This is a genomic window from Streptomyces sp. Y7 (genome assembly GCF_043195415.1).
GTDB lineage: Bacteria > Actinomycetota > Actinomycetes > Streptomycetales > Streptomycetaceae > Streptomyces.
In genome coordinates this window covers 18,042-37,998 of the sequence record NZ_JBIDDQ010000006.1, presented here as the reverse complement: position 1 = coordinate 37,998, position 19,957 = coordinate 18,042, and the positions used below count along the sequence as shown (strand labels likewise).

Sequence of the window (19,957 nt, the reverse complement as noted above, 5' to 3'; positions counted from 1 at the left end):
TTCGGCCGCCGAGCTGTGCTACGGTTTACGTGTTGCAGTTGTGGTACCCATGAACCTATGTGCGCCTGACGGGAATGCTATCCATCGGGCGCATTAGTTGTTTTCCCGGCCTATCCGGATGGGGCCTCTGCCTACAGAAGGAGAAGGTCATGGCACAGGGAACCGTGAAGTGGTTCAACTCTGAAAAGGGTTTCGGCTTCATCGAGCAGGACGGCGGCGGCCCCGACGTCTTCGCCCACTACTCGAACATCGCCACCCAGGGCTTCCGTGAGCTCCAGGAAGGCCAGCGGGTCAGCTTCGACGTCACGCAGGGCCAGAAGGGCCCGCAGGCGGAGAACATCGTTCCCGCCTGATAGCCGGACGCGTATCCGCTCAACCGGGGTCCGCACCGCCATGGTGCGGACCCCGGTTTGTGCTGTTTCAGGAAGGCAGAAAGCCGCATGCCCCGCAGGCCCCAGAAGCCGAACCGGCGCACCTCGTCGCCCGCACCGTCCGTGTCGCAGCCGAGGGAGTTCCGGCTGCCGGAAAGCACGACACCCGCACTCCCCGCCGTCGAGGACTTCGCCGCTCTGGACATGCCGGCCGGGCTGCTGAAGACGCTCACCGCGCAGGGCGTGACCACCCCTTTTCCCATTCAGGGCGCCACCCTGCCCAACTCGCTGGCGGGCCGTGACCTGCTCGGACGGGGGCGGACCGGCTCGGGCAAGACCCTCGCGTTCGGCCTGGCGCTCCTGGCCCGCACGGCCGGACTGCGCGCGCAGCCCAAGGCGCCCCTGGCGCTGGTGCTGGTGCCCACCCGGGAGCTGGCCCAGCAGGTGACGGACGCGCTGACCCCCTATGCGACGGCCGTGAACCTGCGGCTGGCCACCGTGGTCGGCGGGCTGTCGATCACCAAGCAGGCCGCCACGCTGCGGCGCGGCGCCGAGGTGCTCGTGGCGACCCCCGGCCGGCTCAACGACCTCCTGGACCGGGGTGACTGCGTCCTCGGTGACGTGCGCATCACGGTGCTGGACGAAGCCGACCAGATGACCGACATGGGCTTCCTGCCGCAGATCACCAAGCTGATCCAGCAGGTGCGGCCGGACGGGCAGCGCATGCTCTTCTCCGCCACGCTGGACCGGAACATCGACCGCCTGGTGCAGCGGTTCCTGACCGACCCCGTGGTGCACTCCGTGGACCCGTCGGCGGGAGCGGTGACGACCATGGAGCACTACGTCCTGCACGTCCAGGACGAGACCGACAAGAAGGCCGTCACCACGCGCATCGCGGCCCGTGACGGGCGGGTCATCCTGTTCCTCGACACCAAGCGGGCCGCCGACCGGCTGACCAAGCGGCTGCTGGCCGTCGGTGTCCGCGCGGCGGCCCTGCACGGAGGCCGCTCCCAGCCGCAGCGCAATCGCACGCTGGAGCAGTTCAAGAGCGGCCAGGTCACCGCCCTGGTGGCGACGAACGTCGCGGCCCGGGGTATACACGTCGACGACCTCGACCTGGTCGTGAACGTCGATCCCCCGACCGATCACAAGGACTACCTGCACCGGGGCGGTCGCACGGCCCGCGCCGGCGGATCCGGCAGCGTGGCCACGCTGGTCCTGCCCGAGCAGAAGCGGGACGTCACCCGGCTCATGTCGGACGCGGGCATCCGCCCCCGGACGTCCCGGATCACGTCGAGCGACCCGGAGCTGACCGTCATCACCGGCGCGCGCGAGCCCTCCGGCGTGGCCGTCGTCATCGAGGTCCCGCAACCGGTGACCGCGACGGCGTCCCGCACCGACGGAAAGGCCGGCGCCAAGCCCGGCAGGCGGTCCGCGGGCCGACGCCGGAACGGCGCCGAGGCCGGTGCGGCGGCCGGTACCGCCACCAGGACGGGCAGCCGCGGTTCCGACCGCCGGTCCGCGGCCGGGGCGACGGCGTCCGGCGGCACCGCCACGACCGGCGGGCGCGGAACCGCTCGCCGGACGGCGTCCGGAGGGGCGACGACGGGCGCGGCGGCCAGAGCGGGCGGCCGTGGCTCCGAACGCCGCTCCACGGCGGGTGCGGCGACCGGCACGGGCACCGGGGCCGGCGTCGGCAAGGCTCCTCGCGGCGGCACCGGCCGACGGTCGAGGACCGGCGGAGGAGCGGGTGACGCCGGCACGTCCGGCAGCCGCAACTCCGACCGCCGGGGCGGCCGACGCACCTCGGCCAACTAGCCCGACCCCGCTTGAACGACGTGGCCCGCCCCCGGGAACGGGGGCGGGCCACGTGTGTGGTGCGGGTGGGTCAGCGGTCGCTGCTCGCTCCGCGTCGGCGCAGGCCGAAGAAGACCGCGCCGCCGCCGAGGGCGACCAGGCCGACCGCGATGCCGGCGATCATGCCCGTGTTGGAGTTCGCACCGGTCTCGGCGAGGTTGGAGTCACCGGCCGCCGGGGACGGGGCGCTGCTCGCGGGCGGGGCGCTGCTGTCGCTCTCCGACGGGGTCGGCGTCGGCGAGTCGGTCTCCTCGGCCGGGGTCGAGGCGGGGGCCGACGGGGTCGGGGTGTCCGACGGGGCCGGCGGCTCCTCCTTCTTGCAGGCCGTGGAGGGGGTCGTCAGGTTCGGCTTGATGTCCTCGTCGACATAGCCGGCGGCCTTGACGTGGACGCGGTACTCGGCGTCCGGCTTCCAGTCCTCGGCGAAGGTGATCGTGACGCCCTCGCGGGAGCCCTTGACCTCCTGCTCGCCGACCTTCTTGAGGTCGGCGCCGTTGTTCTGGAGGAACACCGTGATGGTCGCGGGGACACCGCTGGGGTCCACGTCGGTGACGGTGATGATGCCCTTGTCGCCGTCGCACTTGGCTTCGGCGGAGAACTCACTGATGTTGCACGCGAGGGCGGTGCCCGCGGCGGAGAGCGCCAGCGCGGCCGACGCGGAGGCGACACCCAGGGCGCGCACGGAACGCGCAACGGTACGGCGATTTATGGACACGTTTGTCCTTTACGGGAGTTGCACCGATGAGGGGGGTTCGGGGGAGCGGTGACGCGACATCACCGTCCCCAGGAGACTCACAGGTTTATAAGCGTGGCATAAGGAGTGTCAACGCATATGCAGCCTACAGGAGTTGGCTTTGCCCTCTTATTAACAGCCGAGACGTTTCAACGCCTCCGGCGCCTCCTCGATCCGGTCAACCAGGGCGATCCGGGCGTCCATCGACCGTTCCCGGGCAAGGGACTTGAGCAGCGGCCAGGCCGGCAGCCGCTCCGTCCAGTGCGCGCGGTCGACCAGGACCATCGGGGTGGGTTCACCCCGCGACTCGTAGTAGTTCGGCGTCGCGTTGTCGAAGATCTCCTGTACGGTCCCGGCGGCCCCCGGCAGGAAGACGACGCCCGCGTTGGAGCGCGCCAGCAGGCCGTCCTCGCGGGTGGCGTTGGCGAAGTACTTCGCGATGTGCGAGGCGAAGGGGTTCGGCGGCTCGTGGCCGTAGAACCAGGTCGGGATGCCGACGGACCGGCCGCCCTCGGGCCAGCCGGCCCGCACCTCGAAGGCCGCGGACGCCCAGTCGGTGATCGAGGGCGTGAACCCCGGTGCCTTGGCGAGGAGTCGGAGGGCGTCGGTGAGCATCCCGTCGTCGAACGGGGCGGCGTACGCGCCCAGGTTGGCGGCCTCCATCGCTCCCGGGCCGCCTCCGGTGGCGACGGTGAGGCCGGCGCGCGTCAGCTCCCGGCCGAGCCGCGCGGCGCCCTCGTAGGACTGCGTGCCGCGGCGCATCGCGTGGCCGCCCATCACGCCCACCACGCGGGCGCCGGTCAGGAGTTCGTCCAGCGCGTCCGAGATGGAGTCGTCGTGGATGGCGCGGAGCATGGAGCCGTAGACGTCGCGGTCGGCCTTCGTCCGCTGGAACCAGGCGTAGGCGTGGGCGTCCGGTGTGTTCTCGTAGCCGCTCGCGAGGGAGGCGAAGAGTTCGTCGGGGGAGTAGACCAGGCCCCGGTACGGGTCGAAGGGGAGGTCCGGGACCGGAGGGAAGACCAGGGCGCCGCCGCCGCGGATCTTCGCGGCCGCCTCCTCGCGCATCGCGCAGCCGAGGAAGACGGCACCCGTGGTGTCCGTGCCGAGCAGTTCGCGCGTACGGTCCGTCAGGTCCACTGCCTGGACACGGAATCCGGCGAGGGAGCCGCGCGCCGAGACGGTCGCGTCGAACTCCTGAAGCGTCTCTATCTCACGGTCGTCGTGGTGGGCCGCATGGGCGGGCATCGTCTGCACCCGCCCATGCTAGGCACCGTCCGTCGTGCGGCTGTCGTCAGCCCTGGACGGCCGACGGGTCCATCCACACGACCTCCCAGGTGTGGCCGTCGAGGTCGTCGAAGGCGCGGCCGTACATGAAGCCCATGTCCTGGACCTTGTCCGACGCGGTGCCGCCGGCGGCGACCGCCTTCTCGACCAGCTCGTCCACCTTGTCGCGGCTCTCGGCGCTCAGACAGATCAGCACCTCGCTGGTCGTCGTGGCGTCCGCGATCTCCTTCTTGGTGAAGGTCGAGTAGAACGGCTTGGTCAGCAGCATGGCGACGATGGTGTCGCTGATCACGACGGACGCCGCGTTCTCGTCGCTGAACTGCGCGTTGATCGAGTAACCCAGCTCCGTGAAGAACTTCTTCGACGCGTCGAGGTCGTTCACGGGCAGGTTCACGAAGATCATCTGCTGGTAGGCGGGGGCGGTCATCGTGGTCTCTCCCATCGGGGTGGTTGCTGTTCGGTGGGGTAGACCGGGGGTCCGATCGCAACTCATCGCCCGGTGGAGACTTTTTCTCACGAGTTCTCGGGCGTCGGCCCTCGGCCGCGGCAGCCGGGTCAGCGGGCGGCCAGAGGCAGCGCGGCCAGCTCCGCCACGATCAGGGTCAGCGGGCCGAAGACCGCCAGCAGGACGCCGGTGCGCAGAGCGGCGGCGCTGCGGAGCATCGCGGTCGGCGCGCCGAGGCGGAGCAGCGCGGCGGTGGTGTCGGCGCGGGCCTGCCTGGCCTCCAGGGCGGCCATGAGGAGGGTGGCCACGGTCGCGCCGCCGACCACGGTCGCACCGAGGGCGGAGAGGGGTCCGATGGCGGCGGTGGCCGCGGAGCCGGTGAGCGGGGCCATGGCGTGGACGGCGGCGGCCACCGCGCACACGACACCGAGGGGACGGCCGATCCGGGTGGCCTCCGCCATGAGCCCGCGGCCCGCGAGGAGCCGGAGCGGGCCGGGCCGCACGGACTGCAGGAGCCGGCCGCAGAGATGGGTGAGTCCGGGGGCGGCGAGGGCGAGGCCGGCGGCGGCGAGGACCCAGCCGACCAGGACCGCGGTGGGACCGGTGGGCAGCGCCGTCGGCAGGGGCAGCGCATCGTCGGCGGTGGCGCGGCCGGCGTAGGTCTCCACGGCCAGGCCCGCGGTGAGGATCGTGATGCCCCAGGGAAGGCCCGCGGGGGGTTTGCGGGGGACCGGGAAGTCGGTCAGGTCGTCCGGCGTCTGCGGGCTGCCGACCTCCTCGGCCGGCGCGGGAACCGGTGCGCTCGCCGGAGCCTGCGGGGCGTCGGCCTTCTGCGGGGCGTCGGCCCGGGCGGCTCCCCCCTTCTGCGGAGCGGGCGCGGCGCCCCGTACGGCGTCCCGCAGTCTCGCCCCGAACCGCCCGTACGCCCCGAACGTCTCCTTGTCCGACGGCTTGCCGGACGAGCCGAAGCGGCCGTGCGGGCGGCCCTTCGCCTTCGGCCTGGCCGGCGCGAGGTTCCTCGGGCGCAGCAGCAGGGCGACCGTGGCCGACGCCAGCACCGGGGCGAGGGCCAGCAGGGTCAGGGCGGCCGGCAGCGGCAGCGGGGTGTCCGCCGCGAGGAACCGGGAGGCGGCGCCGTCGAAGGGCATGCCCGTCAGGTCGCCCCGCAGGTGCAGGAAGACCAGGAGGGCCAGCATCGAGCCGAGCGTGCAGGACAGGGCCGTGGTGGTGGCCGAGACCAGCATGAGGCGGCCCGGTCCGAGGCCCAGTGCCGCGAGGCCGGGGCGCGGTCGGGTACCCGGGTCCGTGCGCGCCACCGCCACCGCGAGGTGGATCGTCGCGGCCAGCGGGGGCGTGCACCAGGCCAGTCGAAGCGTGGCCGCGCCGGGGGAGTCCGGGTGGGACATCGCGTAGCCGAGGGCGGACAGCAGCAGGAAGCCCGTCCCCGCCGACGCCGCCGCGACGAGCAGCCGACGCAGCTGTACGGCGGGGTGGGCGCCGCGGGTCAGACGGAGAGCGAGCACGCGGCCCGGCCTTCCGCCTCGGTGGCCGGAGGCAGCTGCACCGTGTTCACGCGCCGCCCGTCGAGCAGCGTCACGCTTCGGTCGGCGAGGGCTGCCGTGTCCGCGTCATGGCTGGCCAGCAGCACGGTGATGCCGTGCGAGCGGGCCGCCGTCGTCAGGGTGCGCAGCACATGTGTGCGGTCGGCGCGGTGCAGCGGAGCCGTCGGCTCGTCGGCGAACAGCACCGTCGGGGAGGGGGCCAGCGCACGGGCGATGCAGACGCGCTGGCGTACGGCGTGAACGAGTTGGTGCGGGCGCTTGCGGGCCGCCTCACCGACGTCCAGGCGCTCCAGCCACTCCAGCGCGGCCTTCTTGGCACGGCGGCGGCTGGTGCCGCGCAGCATCAGCGGGAGGGCCGTGTTCTCCCAGACGTTCAGCTCGGGGACGAGCGAGGGCGTGGGATCGACCCAGGCGAACCGGTCGCGGCGCAGCCGCTCGCGGGCCACCGGGCCCATCTTGTGGACCGGCACGCTGTTGAACCAGATCTCCCCGCGGCCCGCCTGGGCCAGGCCGGACAGACAGCGCAGCAGAGCGGTCTTGCCGCTGCCGCGCGGACCGAGGACGGCGAGGATCTCACCCTCCTGGACACCGAGTGAGACGCCGCTGAGCGCGGGCGAGCCGTCGTTGTACGAGAAGTGCAGGGCGCGTGCCCAGAGCACGTCGTTGTCCGGCGGGGCCACCATGGCGTACACCTCGGTTCTGATCCGTTTTCCCGTTCCTCGATCCCCCGTGCGGGGGAACGAAGGCTGGGCTGATCGGTCACTGGCACGCTAGGCAGCCGTCGCCCGAAGCCGGGACAGCACAGGGCCCCGGGCCGCCGTGTCTCACTCGAACGGGCGGCACCGGGGCCAGTGTGTTGATCATTCCGGCCGAGGGTGGCGGAAGGTCAGCCGGGGGTCACAGCTTCGTCCACGCCTCCGACAGCGTCTCGCGCAGGATCTGCTCGATCTCGTCGAACGTCTCCTGGTTGGAGATCAGCGGCGGGGCGAGCTGGATGACCGGGTCGCCGCGGTCGTCCGCGCGGCAGTACAGGCCGTTCTCGAAGAGCTTCTTGGACAGGAAGCCGTACAGGACGCGCTCGGTCTCCTCGTCGTTGAAGGACTCCTTGGTGGCCTTGTCCTTCACCAGCTCGATGCCGTAGAAGAAGCCGTTGCCGCGGACGTCGCCGACGATCGGCAGGTCGTACAGCTTCTCCAGCGTCCCGCGGAACGCGCCCTCGTTGTCGAGGACGTGCTGGTTGAGGCCCTCGCGGGCGAACAGGTCGAGGTTGGCGACGCCCACGGCCGCGGAGACCGGGTGGCCGCCGAAGGTGTAGCCGTGCAGGAAGGTGTTGTCGCCCTTGTAGAACGGCTCGGCCAGGCGGTCGGAGATGATGCAGGCGCCGATCGGGGAGTAGCCCGAGGTCATGCCCTTGGCGCAGGTGATCATGTCCGGGACGTAGCCGAACTTGTCGCAGGCGAACGTCGTGCCCAGGCGGCCGAAGGCGCAGATGACCTCGTCCGACACGAGCAGCACGTCGTACTGGTCGCAGATCTCGCGCACCCGCTGGAAGTAGCCGGGCGGGGGCGGGAAGCAGCCGCCCGCGTTCTGCACCGGCTCCAGGAAGACGGCGGCGACGGTGTCCGGGCCCTCGAAGAGGATCTGCTGCTCGATCTGGTCCGCGGCCCAGCGGCCGTAGGCCTCGGGGTCGTCGCCGAAGATCGGGGCGCGGTAGATGTTGGTGTTCGGGACCTTGTGCGCACCCGGCACCAGCGGCTCGAAGGGGGCCTTCAGGCCCGGCAGGCCGGTGATGGACAGGGCGCCCTGCGGGGTGCCGTGGTAGGCGACGGCGCGCGAGATGACCTTGTACTTGGTGGGCTTGCCGACCAGCTTGAAGTACTGCTTGGCGAGCTTCCAGGCGGTCTCGACCGCCTCGCCGCCGCCGGTGGTGAAGAAGACCTTGTTGAGGTCGCCCGGCGCCTCGTCGGCCAGCCGCTCCGCGAGCTCGACCGCCTTCGGGTGGGCGTAGGACCACACCGGGAAGAACGCCAGCTCCTGCGCCTGCTTGAAGGCGGTCTCGGCCAGCTCGACGCGGCCGTGGCCGGCCTGGACCACGAACAGGCCGGCGAGACCGTCGAGGTAACGCCTGCCCTTGTCGTCGTAGATGTAGGTGCCCTCGCCCCGGACGATGGTCGGGACGGGCGCCTTCTCGTACGAGGACATACGCGTGAAGTGCATCCACAAGTGGTCGTACGCGGTCCTGCTGAGGTCCTGAGGGCTGTTGGTGCTCACGGTTATCGGGTCCTCACGGTTATCGGGTTCCCCACATGTAGGTCTGCTTCTTGAGCTTGAGGTAGACGAAGCTCTCCGTCGAGCGCACTCCGGGGACGGCCCGGATGCGTCGGTTGATGACGTCCAGGAGGTGGTCGTCGTCCTCGCAGACGATCTCCACCATCAGGTCGAACGACCCCGCGGTCATCACCACGTACTCGCATTCGGACATGGCCGTCAGCGCGTCGGCCACGGACTCCACGTCGCCCTCGACGTTCACACCGACCATCGCCTGCCTGCGGAAGCCCACCGTGAGCGGGTCCGTGACGGCGACGATCTGCATGACGCCCTGGTCGAGCAGCTTCTGGACGCGCTGGCGCACGGCCGCCTCGGACAGGCCCACGGCCTTGCCGATGGCGGCGTACGGCCGGCGGCCGTCCTCCTGGAGCTGTTCGATGATGGCGAGGGAGACGGCGTCCAGCGTGGGACCGCCGCCGTTCCTGGACTCGCGGGAGTCCCTGTGCTCTGCGCTTCGACTGGCCACGACGTCACTGTGCACGACGTCTCGACAGTTCCGCAAGGCCGAGGCGATGAAATTCGTTGTTTACGTGACTGAGTCCTGCGGATTTCGCAGAAGTGGCGCCAGTGGGGGTGTTGAAAACGTGGGCCGGGCGATTAGGGTGGGTGTCTCAGAGAATGGACAGCTGCACCTGACAGGAGGCCGGCAGTGAGCACCGAGCTGCGTCGTCTGCGCAACTACATCGACGGTGAGTTCCGGGACGCCGCCGACGGACGGACCACCGAGGTGGTCAACCCCGCGACGGGCGAGGCGTACGCAACCGCGCCGCTGTCCGGGCAGGCGGACGTCGACGCCGCGATGGAGGCCGCCGCGCGCGCCTTCCCCGCCTGGCGTGACACGACCCCCGCGGAGCGCCAGAAGGCCCTGCTGAAGATCGCGGACGCCTTCGAGGAGCGCGCCGAGGACCTGATCGCCGCCGAGGTCGAGAACACCGGCAAGCCGATCGGCCTCACGCGGTCCGAGGAGATCCCGCCGATGGTCGACCAGATCCGCTTCTTCGCCGGCGCGGCGCGGATGCTGGAGGGCCGCTCGGCCGGTGAGTACATGGAGGGCCTGACCTCCATCGTGCGCCGCGAGCCGATCGGCGTCTGCGCGCAGGTCGCGCCCTGGAACTACCCGATGATGATGGCCGTATGGAAGTTCGCCCCGGCGCTCGCCGCGGGCAACACGGTCGTCCTCAAGCCGTCCGACACCACGCCGGCGTCGACGGTCCTGATCGCCGAGATCATCGGCTCGGTCCTGCCCAAGGGCGTCTTCAACGTCATCACCGGCGACCGTGACACCGGCCGCCTCATGGTCGAGCACCCGACCCCCGCGATGGCCTCCATCACCGGTTCCGTGCGGGCCGGCATGTCGGTCGCCGAGTCGGCGTCGAAGGATCTCAAGCGGGTCCACCTGGAGCTCGGCGGCAAGGCGCCGGTCGTGGTCTTCGAGGACACCGACATCGCCAAGGCCGTCGAGGACATCTCCGTCGCGGGCTTCTTCAACGCCGGGCAGGACTGCACGGCCGCCACGCGCGTCCTCGTCCACGAGTCCATCCACGACGAGTTCGTGCAGGCGCTCGCGAAGGCCGCAGCCGACACCAAGACGGGCCAGCCGGACGACGAGGACGTGCTCTTCGGTCCCCTCAACAACCCCAACCAGCTCAAGCAGGTCGCCGGGTTCATCGAGCGGCTGCCCGCCCACGCCAAGGTCGAGGCCGGCGGTCACCAGGTCGGTGACAAGGGGTACTTCTACGCGCCGACCGTCGTCTCCGGCCTCAAGCAGGACGACGAGATCATCCAGAAGGAGGTCTTCGGCCCGGTCATCACCGTGCAGTCCTTCGCGGACGAGGCGCAGGCCGTCCAGTGGGCGAACGGCGTCGAGTACGCGCTCGCGTCGTCGGTGTGGACCAAGGACCACGGCCGCGCGATGCGGATGTCCAAGGTGCTGGACTTCGGCTGCGTGTGGATCAACACCCACATCCCGCTGGTCGCGGAGATGCCGCACGGCGGGTTCAAGAAGTCCGGCTACGGCAAGGACCTCTCGGCGTACGGGTTCGACGACTACACGCGGATCAAGCACGTGATGACGTCGCTGGACGCCTAGGTCGTACATGGCCCGCGGGTGCGTGCGGGCTGATCGCGCAGGTCCCCGCGCCTCTGGGCGAGTTGCAGCCCCGGACGGTCAAGTGCCGTCCGGGGCTGCGGCGTTCCCGATCGACAAGGTGTCCGTCAGGCGCTGTTCCGCTCGACGGGGCGTCGATTGCCCGGCCGTGGTCGGCGGCGGCATGCTGCGGCAATGGCCCTCCCCCCGATGAACTCCCCGCTGTCCCGCCGGAATCTGCTGCGCACCCTCGGTGCGGGCACCCTGCTCGGCGGGCTCGCCGGATGCGGTGTACGGCCGGCCTACGTGTCGCCCGCGGACCGGGCCGCCACTGATGTCTCCGCCACCGACAAGCGGCTCAACTGGGCGAACTGGCCGCTGTACATCGACACGGACGACGACAACGCGACGCGCCGGCCGACGCTGGAGGCGTTCGAGAAGCGCACCGGGATCTCCGTCGACTACGTCGAGGAGATCAACGACAACGACGAGTTCTTCGGCAAGATCAGCCCCGCCCTGATGAACCATCAGCGCACCGGCCGCGACCTCATCGTCATCAGCGACTGGATGTGCGCCCGGTTCGTACGGCTGGGCTGGGTGCAGGAGCTGGACCGCTCGAGTCAGCCGAACGTGACGAAGCACCTGGATCCGCTGCTGCGTTCACCGGCCTTCGATCCCGGACGGAAGTTCACCGTGCCGTGGCAGTCCGGCATCACCGGCATCGCGTACAACCGCCGCCGCCTCGGCCGCGAGATCCGGCATGTCTCCGACCTGTGGGCGAGCGACCTCAAGGGCCGGGTGACCCTGCTCTCCGGTCTCGACGAGGCCTTCGCCCTGCTCATGCAGGGCAACGGCGTCGACATCACCCGCTGGACGGCGGACGACTTCCACACGGTCTGCGACCAGGTGGAGCGGCAGATCGGCCGGGGCCAGATCCGCCGCTTCACCGGCAACGACTACATCAAGGACCTGTCCAGCGGCGACGTCCTCGCCTGCCAGGCGTACTCCGGTGACGTCATCCAGCTCCAGGCCGACGACCCCGACATCCGCTTCGTCGTCCCCGAGGAGGGCGCCGAGCTGTGGTCGGAGTCCCTGATGGTGCCCAACCTCGCCCGGCACAAGGCCAACGCCGAGCGGCTCATCGACTACTACTACGAGCCCGAGGTCGCCGCCGAACTGGCCACCTGGGTCAACTACGTCTGCCCCGTGCCCGCCGCCCGGGACGTCCTCGCCTCCGCCAAGGACGAGGAGACGGCCGCCCTGGCCGAGGACCCGCTGATCTTCCCGGACGAGGCGATGCGCGCACGCCTCGCCATCGCGCGGGACATCACGTCGGAGGAGCGGGTGGAGTTCGCCAAGCGGTGGAACTCGACAGCGGGTCTGTAGGCAGCCCACGCCGGTGCACCGCCGTACGCCCCACCGTCGCCGCGAGTTTGCGCAGCCGGCGCCAGTCCAGGCGAGGGCCTCGCTGGGGGACGCCGGGGCGTTTGCGGGGGACGCGGACGCGCAGGGCGCCCGCCGTGATGCGGACGTGGACCGGGGTGGGCAGGACGAGGGCCTCGCCGTCGATGCCGGCCTCGATCTCCTCGCGGTCGGCCTCGATGACCACCTCGGGCGCGGTCAGGATGGACAGGCCGGGCGGCGCGGGGTCCAGGAGCAGGGCGGCGGCCTCGGCCGCGCTGTCCACCCGGATGCCGAGCACGCCGAGCACGGCGGCGTCGAGACGGTCGCGGCGCCCGAGCCCGAAGGGGTCGTCCGTGCGGTACGGGTTGTTGCTGACCAGCACGGCGTGCGGAGCTACGAGAACCCTGCCCGCCGCCCTGACGGTCAGCAGCGGCCCCTGCTGCCGGGTGAGCAGGTCGGGCAGCAGCTCCAGGCTGGTGCCGATCTTGTCGTCGCGATAGCCGGGACTCTGCACGATGGCCGCGTACGCCCCGAAGGAGGCGTTGTTGACGAACGGCCGACCGCTCGCGAAGCCCAGGTCGACGCGCAGTTCCACGCCGTCGACGAGCGCGTCGAGACACGCGGCGGGGTCCTCGCGGTCGAGGCCGAGGTCCATGGCGAAGTGGTTCCGGGTGCCGGCGCTGATCACCAGGAACGGTATGTCGTACGCCGCGGCGACGGCCGCGACCAGCGCCTGGGTGCCGTCCCCGCCCGCGACCCCCAGCAGGTCCGCGCCGTCCGAGACGGCCTTGCGCGCCAGGGCGGTGACGTCCTGATGCTCCTCGGGGTCGAGGAGGACGACCTCGGCGCCGAGCCGTTCCGCCTTCTCCTTGAGCGCGAAACGCTCCACCTTCCCGCCGCCCGAGCGCGGGTTCATGATCAGGACCGCCCGCCGCGGCGGCGCCGCCTTGCGCCCCCGCATGACCCGCACCCGCGGGCTGCCCGTGCCCCGCAACGCGTACCGGCCGCTCCACACGGCCACCGACCACAGCGCCACGGACGCCAGCAGCGCCCAGAACAGCGTGGCCGCGAACAGCGCGATCACGGCGGCCGGTACGGACAGGGCCACGACGCCCGCCACCCAGCGCAGCGGTCCGCGCAACGTCAGCGTCCACCACACCGCGACGGCGCTGATCCCCAGGCCCACCACGGCGGCCACCAGCAGCACAACGCCGCCGACCCCTCCGTAGGCGAGCGGCACGAGCAGGGCGAGCCCCGCGGCGGCCAGTGATGCCCTTGCCGCCCAACGCTGCCCCCGGTAAGCCCGTTCGCTCAGGTCCAGGCCCATGCATCCTCCCTCGTCGGCGGACATCGTAGGGCCGGGCCGGTGCGGACCGCATGGCGGCCACCGGTTCGGGCTCCGCAGCCGAAACAAGTTTTGAACGCGTTCAACTCCAGGTATACGCTGACCCCATGAGCGACAGAGCCGCCCTGCTCAAGGGCATCCGCGTGTGGCTGGCCTTCTTCGTCGTCTGCCTGGTGCTCAGCGGCGCCACGGCCTTCCCCCTCGTCCACGAACTGCGCTGGACCGAGGACCTGTTGCGCGCCCTGTCCGTGCCGGACCACCTCCCCGGCCTGATGGACTGGATCGAGCGCGTCCGGCGCGGGCTCGACACCGCCGACGCCGACCACCCGTTCCTGCTCTACGGCACCGACTGGCTGGCCTTCGCGCACCTCGTCATCGCCGTCGCCTTCTACGGGCCCTACCGCGACCCGGTCCGCAACATCTGGGTCGTCGAGTTCGGGATGATCGCCTGCGCCGGCGTCATCCCGCTGGCCCTGATCTGCGGGCCGATCCGCGACATCCCCTTCTGGTGGTCGGTGATCGACATGTCCTTCGGCGTCTTCGGGGTGATCCCGCTGTACGTCGTGCGCGGGAAGATCAAGCGGCTGGAGGCGCTGACCGCGCCGTCGGCGCCCCCGGCCGCTGCCGCCGCCGTCAGCGGTTGAACGCGGGGAAGGCGAAGCGCTGGGCGATGGCCAGGCCGTCGCCCTTCGCGTCGGTGGAGTTGACGGAGTAGACGACCGTCCGGGACAGGTCACGGGTGGCCGCGATCACGGTGTGATAGCCGGGGCGGGCACCCGTCTTTCCCCAGATCTCCCGGCCGCCCAGCTCGAAACGCTCCAACGCGGCGCCCATCGTGGCCCCCTCGATGTCGGGAACCGTGAACATCTCCGCCAACTGCGGCTCGGGCACCACCTGGCCGCGGAACAGCGCGAACACCAGGCGCTCCAGGTCGGCCGTCGTCGAGATCATGTCGCCGGCCGCGAACCGGTCCGACATGTTCCACTCGGTCACGTCGACCAGCTTGCCGTCGATCCAGTCGTAGCCGCGGTTGTGGGGCCCGTGGATCCGCGGGTCGGGGCCCGCCGGGAACGAGGTGTGCCGCATGCCGAGCGGGCGGAAGATCCGTACGGCCGCCTGCTGGGCGAGGGAGTCGCCGGTGACCTTCTCGATCAGCAGGCCCAGGACGGTGTAGTGGATGTTGCCGTACCGCTGGTGCGTGCCGGGCGCGTGGTCCGGGTCCGGGCCCTTGGCGACCGACGCGGCCACCACCTCCTCGGGGGTCAGCGTCTCGAAGCGGTGCGGGTAGCCGTCGTCCACGTCCTCGCCGAGCGAGGCCCCCGGCTGCAGGCCGCTGGTGAAGTTCAGCAACTGCCGTACGGTGATGGGCGCGAAGTCCTTGGTGAGCAGGCCGGGCAGATAGCGCTGCACCGTCCCGTCGAGCGAGATCCGTCCCTCGGCGGCGAGCTGCAGCACGATCGCGGCGGTCACGATCTTCGTCGTGGAGCCGGCCCGGAAGCGGGCGTTCTCGAGCGCCGGCGCCCCGGTCCGCAGGTCCCGCACACCGGCCGCCCCGTGCCAGCTTCCCTTGCCGCCCACGCGGATCAGCGCGGCGGTGGCGTCCTTGTCGGGCAGCCCGGCGAGTGCGGCGCACAGGGCCTTGACGTCGGGGCCGCTCGTCGGGGCCGTCTCGATGGCGTGCGCGGAACAGGACGATGACGCGGGCCGCGCGGAGGCCGTCCCGGCGAGCGGCAGTGCGGCCAGGGTGAGGGCGAGCGCGGAGGTGAGGAGGGCGGGAAGCGGACGTACGGGCATCTGTTGCTCCTGGAATCGGTCGGTGGGATGTCCGTGATCATCGTCGGGCCGTACGGTCCTGCTGCGGATCGTCGGTGAGGAGGGGCTGCGACCCTGGGGGAGCCCGGAGCAAGTGCCCTGCCCGACAAGGGTGTTGTGAGGGATCGCCCTTACGGGACGCCGGCCGGCGGAAAAGTGTTATCGCCGGCGCCCTCGCCCGTCTCCACTCATGGAATGTGATCTCCGACGAGTCGGGAGAGGACGCAGGTGGACGAGCGAGCCGGCCGGCAGTGGCGCTCCACCATCGCGGCGGCGCAGGCCGGGGACCGGCAGGCCCTGGACGAACTGGTCGAGGGCTGGCTGCCGCTGGTCTACAACGTGGTCGGGCGGGCCCTCAACGGTCACGCCGACGTCGACGACGTCGTCCAGGAGACCATGCTGCGCGCGGTCGGCAACCTCGCCTCGCTGCGGGACCCGGACAGCTTCCGCTCCTGGCTCGTCGCCATCGCCATGCGGCAGGTACGGGACCGTGCCCGCCGCAGACAGCCCGCGCACCTCGACGAGTCCGCCGCCCACGAGACCGCCGACTTCGCCGAACTGACGGTGCTGCGGCTGCAGTTGGAGGGCCAGCGACGCGAGGTCGCGGAGGCCGTGCGCTGGCTGGACGACGAGGACCGCCGGCTGCTGTCGCTGTGGTGGCTGGAGGTCGCGGGCGAGCTGACCCGGCGTGAACTCGCCGCCGCGGCCGGGATCAGCCGGCAGCACGCGGCGGTGCGGGTGCAGCGCGTGAAGGAGCGGCTGGAGACCGCTCGGGGCATCGTGCGCGCGCTGGACGGCGCCTGCTCCGACCTGCGCGAGGTGACCGCCCGCTGGAACGGCCGCCCCGACTCGGTCTGGCGCAAGCGGCTGGCCCGGCACGTCAGGGGCTGCGGCTACTGCGGCGACACCCGCGAGGCCGTCGTACCGGCGGAGCGGCTCCTCGCCGGTATCGCCCTCGTCCCCGTCCCGGTCGGCTTCACGCTGTCCCTGGCGTTCGGCGGCAAGACGGCGGCCGCGGCGACGGCGGTCTCCGCCGGCTGGTCCGCCAAGGCGATGGCCGCCCTCACCCAGCCCGTCGTCGCGGTCACGGCCGGCGCGACGCTCGTCGCGGGCGGCGCCTACGTCGTCACCCGGCCCCCCGACCTGCCACCGCCGCGTACGGCCGCCCCCACCGCGGCGAGCACCGCCCGGCCACCGTCCCCGACGCCCACAGCGGCCGTGTCACCGTCGGGGACGCCACCGCCGTCACCGACGCGGAGGGCCGAGTTGTACGGCACGGTCGTCGACGCCGTCGAGCCGGCCCCCGATCCGGACGCCGTGCCCGGGAGCCTGCCCCACCGGCCCGAGTCGGGCGTCACCAGCACCTGGGGTGCGAAGGCCGTCATGCAGCACCGGGGCGAAGCGGTGACGCTCAGCGGCCAGGGATATGTCCTGGTGCGCTGGCAGATCTCCCCGCAGTCACGGCCCGGCGCACTGGTCATGCCGACCTGGACCGGCCTGAAAGGCAAGCTGTTCCATGTCGCGTCCGGCGGCGGCCGCCGCATGGACGACACCACCGGTCCGGACACCACCGGGATGGGCGGCCCCGCCACCGGCTACACGGTCCTGCCGGACGGCACGCAGCAGATGTGGCAGAACGAGTACTTCTACCTCAGCGGCTCGGTCACCCTCCACCAGAACGAACGGGGCGCCGACTACGGCGTGATCGTCTTCCCGTCCACCTGGGAGGCGGCCGACAAGGATGTACGGACCGGCCCCGACCAGGGCGCGATCCGTTACGGCCTGGTCCGCGACACCGGCGAGGACACCGCGCCGGTCCCGCAGTACGTCACGCGGGCGACGCCGGCGGACGCGGCGACGGTTCCGCAGGAGTCCGCCGTACGGTGACGCTCCGCTGGGTGCGCCGCGTCAGGTCGTCCGTCAGCTGCGACGCCGTCGTGGCCGGTCGCGCAGTTCCCCGCGCCCCTGGGGCGTTGCCCGAGGCGGCACCACCTCTGCGCCGCCTGGTGTTCGTCAGCGCCCCGAAGGGGCGCGGGGAACTGCGCGATCAGCCACCACGAAGCCGCAGCTGACGTACGACACGACGGCGGCCCACCCAGCGGAGCGCTAGCGCAGGCCGAGGAGGACTTCGAGGCGGTTCGTCGTGATCGAGTCGACGCCGACGTCCAGCAGCCGGCGGATCGAGCGCCGGGTGTCCGGGGTCCAGACCGACAGCAGATGACCGCCCCGGTGGACGCGCTCGGCGAGGGCGTGGTCGACCAGGCCGAAGCGGTAGTTCAGCCAGCGGGGGCGCACCGCGTCCAGCAGACCGGGCCGCGGTGGCGCCAGCGTCGTCCAGGTCAGCGCGATCTCGGCGGCCGGGTCGGCCGCCCGCACGGCGAGCATGGCGGAGGCGTCCGCGCAGTAGTACACCCGGTCCTGGGCCCCGCACTCCCGGACGATGTCCACGATCCGGCGCGCCGCCCGCACGTCGGGCCTGCCCGGCAGGTCGAGCATGACCCGGGTCCCCTCGCACACCGCGAGAGCCTCCGCCAGCGTCGGCACCCCGCCCTCCGTCAGCCCTCGCACCTCCGCCGCCGACAGCGCGCGCAGCGGCCGGTCCTGCTCCCACAGACGCTTCAGCGTCTCGTCGTGCAGCAGCACGGGCACGCCGTCCCTCGTGAGACGTACGTCGACCTCCACCGCGTCCGCACCCAGGGCGAGTGCGGAGCGCAGCGAGTCGAGCGTGTTCTCGCGGACGCGATAGGGGTCGCCGCGATGGGCCACGGCGGTCACGTTCAGCATGAGGCCATTCTGGTGGGGGCGGAGGCCGGTGCGGGGACGTGCGGGCGCGGCCGGGTCAGGGTGCGAGCCAGTTCGCCGTGTACGTGTCGATCTCCTCGGCGATCCGGGCCTTTCCGGGCTCGTCGAGGAACGACGCGGTCACGGCGTTCTTCGCGAGATCGGCCAGACCCCGCTCGTCCAGGTCGAGGAGGCGGGCGGCGACCGCGTACTCGTTGTTGAGGTCGGTGCCGAACATCGGCGGGTCGTCGGAGTTGATCGTGACGATGATCCCGGCCTTCGCGAACTCCTTGATCGGGTGCTCGTCCAGCGTGCGCACCGCGCGCGTCGCGATGTTCGAGGTCGGGCACACCTCCAGCGCGATCCGGTGCTCGGCGAGATGGGCGAGCAGCTTCGGGTCCTGCGCGGAGCTGGTGCCGTGGCCGATGCGCTCGGCGCGCAGGTGGGTGAGGGCGTCCCAGACGGTCTCCGGGCCGGTCGTCTCACCGGCGTGCGGCACCGAGTGCAGGCCGGCGGCGATGGCCCGGTCGAAGTACGGCTTGAACTGCGGCCTCGGCACGCCGATCTCGGGCCCGCCGAGTCCGAAGGAGACCAGCCCCTCCGGGCGCAACCGGTCGTCGGTGGCGAGCCGCGCGGTCTCCTCGGCGGACTCCAGACCGGCCTCGCCGGGGATGTCGAAGCACCAGCGCAGCACGGTGCCGAACTCGGCCTCGGCCGCCTTGCGGGCGTCCTCGATGGCGTCCATGAACGCGCGCTCGTCGATGCCGCGGCGGGTGGAGGAGAACGGCGTGATGGTCAGCTCGGCGTAGCGCACCTGCTGCCGGGCCAGGTCGCGGGCCACCTCGTACGTCAGCAGACGTACGTCCTCCGGGGTGCGGATCAGGTCCACGACGGACAGGTACACGTCGATGAAGTGGGCGAAGTCCGTGAACGTGAAGTAGTCCGCGAGCGCCTCCGGGTCCGTGGGGACCTTGGAGTCGGGGTGGCGGGCGGCGAGTGCCGCGACGATGCGGGGAGAGGCGGAGCCGACGTGGTGGACGTGCAGTTCGGCCTTGGGCAGTCCGGCGATGAAGGCGTGCAGGTCACGCGGGACGCGGGCGTCGACGAGATGGTCGGTCAAGGTTCCTCCCCGGAACGGCGCCTTCCGCCCGGTTCGTGGCCGGCGGGGCGCGGTGATCGGCTGATCGGTGACTCGGGGATCATCGTAGGCCGGTCCCGCGGCGGCGATGCGAGGGCCTTAGCATGACGGCACGTACGACAGAGGGGGGTCCCGCGCATGTCCGACGACGCGCAGACGCCGGAAGCGCCGGGGGAGGCGGCTGCCGGGGGGTTCGCCGCGCCGGGTGGCTCCGGGGCGGCGGCTTCGGAGGGGGAGGCGGCCAGGACCTCGCTCGACAAGGGGCCCTCCCTCGACACAGGGGCCTCCTTCGACAAGGGGACCTCCCTCGACACAGGGGCCTCCTTCGACAAGCCGGGAGGGGCGGCGCCGGGTGCCGGGGCGGCGGCCGGGGCGGTCCCGCAAGGTGGACAGAGCTCGGTGGATCCCTGGGCGCCGCCGGTCTCGGATGGGCAGTCGCGTCCCGGTGAGCCCGCTGGGCCCGGGTACACCCTTGCCTCGAACGACCCTCCGGGCTGGGCCGCGCCTTCCGTGCACGACCAGCGGACGGTCACGTCGATGCCGTCCTCGGGGGCGGTGGGGGAGCCGCGGGACGCCGTGCCGGGGTCGCCCTGGGTGAACCCTTCGCCGGCGCCGCATGCCGGTGCGCCGGGGGTGGGTGGCTCGGGGGGCGATCCCTTCGCGCCGCCGGGAGCCACGCCGGGGAATCCCTTTGTGCCGCCGACCGCGTCCGTTCCCTACGCCGCTCACGGCGAGCCCGTGCCTCTGCCGCCGATCGCGCCCGACGGGCCCGGGCAGGTGCCGTACGGCTATCCGGGCGGGCCCGGTTATC

Annotated in this window: 17 protein-coding genes; 6 read left to right on the top strand and 11 right to left on the bottom strand. The window is 71.8% G+C overall.

Annotated features, from left to right (window positions below; all coding sequences use genetic code 11):
• Positions 1–149 precede the first annotated feature (149 nt).
• Positions 150–353: a cold-shock protein gene (locus ACGFW6_RS17610; protein WP_007502648.1), complete on the top strand. Its 204-nt coding sequence runs from the start codon at positions 150–152 to the stop codon at positions 351–353.
• Positions 354–440: 87 nt separating this feature from the next.
• Entirely contained in the window at positions 441–2,189 is a 1,749-nt protein-coding gene (locus ACGFW6_RS17605; RefSeq protein ID WP_393509991.1) for a DEAD/DEAH box helicase, read from the top strand.
• A 70-nt stretch (positions 2,190–2,259) separates the two neighbouring features.
• Here ACGFW6_RS17605 and ACGFW6_RS17600 read toward each other — a convergent pair whose 3' ends face one another.
• The 7 genes from ACGFW6_RS17600 to ACGFW6_RS17570 form a co-directional block, all read right to left on the bottom strand.
• Complete coding sequence (locus ACGFW6_RS17600; RefSeq protein WP_393509988.1) at positions 2,260–2,910, bottom strand: LAETG motif-containing sortase-dependent surface protein; 651 nt, start codon at positions 2,908–2,910, stop codon at positions 2,260–2,262.
• A 183-nt stretch (positions 2,911–3,093) separates the two neighbouring features.
• Positions 3,094–4,215, bottom strand: a complete 1,122-nt coding sequence (locus tag ACGFW6_RS17595; RefSeq protein ID WP_393509985.1) for an LOG family protein — start codon at positions 4,213–4,215, stop codon at positions 3,094–3,096.
• A gap of 37 nt (positions 4,216–4,252) precedes the next feature.
• Positions 4,253–4,672, bottom strand: coding sequence for a VOC family protein (locus ACGFW6_RS17590; RefSeq protein ID WP_393509982.1), 420 nt, complete (start codon positions 4,670–4,672; stop codon positions 4,253–4,255).
• A gap of 128 nt (positions 4,673–4,800) precedes the next feature.
• Entirely contained in the window at positions 4,801–6,213 is a 1,413-nt protein-coding gene (locus ACGFW6_RS17585) for a hypothetical protein (RefSeq protein WP_393509979.1), read from the bottom strand.
• A complete protein-coding gene (locus ACGFW6_RS17580) occupies positions 6,195–6,935 on the bottom strand; it encodes an ABC transporter ATP-binding protein (protein ID WP_393509976.1) in 741 nt (246 codons plus the stop codon). Before ACGFW6_RS17580 ends, ACGFW6_RS17585 begins: the two co-directional genes overlap by 19 nt.
• Before the next feature lie 214 nt (positions 6,936–7,149).
• Positions 7,150–8,523 (bottom strand): aspartate aminotransferase family protein, encoded by a 1,374-nt coding sequence (locus ACGFW6_RS17575; RefSeq protein WP_393509973.1) that lies wholly within the window; start codon positions 8,521–8,523, stop codon positions 7,150–7,152.
• Positions 8,524–8,542: 19 nt separating this feature from the next.
• On the bottom strand, positions 8,543–9,061 hold the full coding sequence (locus ACGFW6_RS17570) for an Lrp/AsnC family transcriptional regulator (protein WP_381459306.1): 519 nt from the start codon (positions 9,059–9,061) through the stop codon (positions 8,543–8,545).
• A gap of 168 nt (positions 9,062–9,229) precedes the next feature.
• On the opposite strand from ACGFW6_RS17570, the gene ACGFW6_RS17565 reads away from it, so the two are divergent.
• The gene (locus ACGFW6_RS17565) at positions 9,230–10,669 is read left to right on the top strand and encodes a gamma-aminobutyraldehyde dehydrogenase (protein WP_393509970.1); all 1,440 of its coding nucleotides are present in this window, start codon (positions 9,230–9,232) and stop codon (positions 10,667–10,669) included.
• Between the two features lie 192 nt (positions 10,670–10,861).
• Complete coding sequence (locus ACGFW6_RS17560; RefSeq protein ID WP_393509968.1) at positions 10,862–12,052, top strand: spermidine/putrescine ABC transporter substrate-binding protein; 1,191 nt, start codon at positions 10,862–10,864, stop codon at positions 12,050–12,052.
• On the opposite strand, the gene ACGFW6_RS17555 is transcribed toward ACGFW6_RS17560, so the two are convergent.
• On the bottom strand, positions 11,994–13,397 hold the full coding sequence (locus ACGFW6_RS17555) for a diacylglycerol/lipid kinase family protein (protein ID WP_393509965.1): 1,404 nt from the start codon (positions 13,395–13,397) through the stop codon (positions 11,994–11,996). The genes ACGFW6_RS17560 and ACGFW6_RS17555 overlap by 59 nt on opposite strands.
• A 125-nt stretch (positions 13,398–13,522) precedes the next feature.
• Here ACGFW6_RS17555 and ACGFW6_RS17550 point away from each other — a divergent pair, with 125 nt between their 5' ends.
• Positions 13,523–14,059 (top strand): hypothetical protein, encoded by a 537-nt coding sequence (locus tag ACGFW6_RS17550; protein WP_393509962.1) that lies wholly within the window; start codon positions 13,523–13,525, stop codon positions 14,057–14,059.
• Here ACGFW6_RS17550 and ACGFW6_RS17545 read toward each other — a convergent pair.
• Positions 14,049–15,209, bottom strand: coding sequence for a serine hydrolase domain-containing protein (locus tag ACGFW6_RS17545; protein WP_393509960.1), 1,161 nt, complete (start codon positions 15,207–15,209; stop codon positions 14,049–14,051). The genes ACGFW6_RS17550 and ACGFW6_RS17545 overlap by 11 nt on opposite strands.
• Before the next feature lie 246 nt (positions 15,210–15,455).
• Between ACGFW6_RS17545 and ACGFW6_RS17540 the strand changes: the two genes are divergently transcribed.
• Positions 15,456–17,114, top strand: coding sequence for an RNA polymerase sigma factor (locus tag ACGFW6_RS17540; RefSeq protein ID WP_393509957.1), 1,659 nt, complete (start codon positions 15,456–15,458; stop codon positions 17,112–17,114).
• A 219-nt stretch (positions 17,115–17,333) separates the two neighbouring features.
• Here the strand turns inward: ACGFW6_RS17540 and ACGFW6_RS17535 are convergent, their stop codons facing one another.
• A complete protein-coding gene (locus ACGFW6_RS17535; protein WP_393509954.1) occupies positions 17,334–18,011 on the bottom strand; it encodes a glycerophosphodiester phosphodiesterase in 678 nt (225 codons plus the stop codon).
• Positions 18,012–18,066: 55 nt separating this feature from the next.
• The gene (locus ACGFW6_RS17530; RefSeq protein WP_393510828.1) at positions 18,067–19,185 is read right to left on the bottom strand and encodes an adenosine deaminase; all 1,119 of its coding nucleotides are present in this window, start codon (positions 19,183–19,185) and stop codon (positions 18,067–18,069) included.
• Positions 19,186–19,957 lie beyond the last annotated feature (772 nt).

What these genes read in the sequence shown, in the direction of transcription:
- ACGFW6_RS17610 (WP_007502648.1), top strand. Translation starts at nt 150, where the DNA reads ATGGCACAGGGAACCGTGAAGTGGTTCAACTCTGAAAAGGGTTTCGGC.
- ACGFW6_RS17605 (WP_393509991.1), top strand. Translation starts at nt 441, where the DNA reads ATGCCCCGCAGGCCCCAGAAGCCGAACCGGCGCACCTCGTCGCCCGCA.
- ACGFW6_RS17590 (WP_393509982.1), bottom strand. Translation starts at nt 4,672, where the DNA reads ATGACCGCCCCCGCCTACCAGCAGATGATCTTCGTGAACCTGCCCGTG.
- ACGFW6_RS17580 (WP_393509976.1), bottom strand. Translation starts at nt 6,935, where the DNA reads ATGGTGGCCCCGCCGGACAACGACGTGCTCTGGGCACGCGCCCTGCAC.
- ACGFW6_RS17560 (WP_393509968.1), top strand. Translation starts at nt 10,862, where the DNA reads ATGGCCCTCCCCCCGATGAACTCCCCGCTGTCCCGCCGGAATCTGCTG.
- ACGFW6_RS17555 (WP_393509965.1), bottom strand. Translation starts at nt 13,397, where the DNA reads ATGGGCCTGGACCTGAGCGAACGGGCTTACCGGGGGCAGCGTTGGGCG.
- ACGFW6_RS17550 (WP_393509962.1), top strand. Translation starts at nt 13,523, where the DNA reads ATGAGCGACAGAGCCGCCCTGCTCAAGGGCATCCGCGTGTGGCTGGCC.
- ACGFW6_RS17545 (WP_393509960.1), bottom strand. Translation starts at nt 15,209, where the DNA reads ATGCCCGTACGTCCGCTTCCCGCCCTCCTCACCTCCGCGCTCGCCCTC.
- ACGFW6_RS17535 (WP_393509954.1), bottom strand. Translation starts at nt 18,011, where the DNA reads ATGCTGAACGTGACCGCCGTGGCCCATCGCGGCGACCCCTATCGCGTC.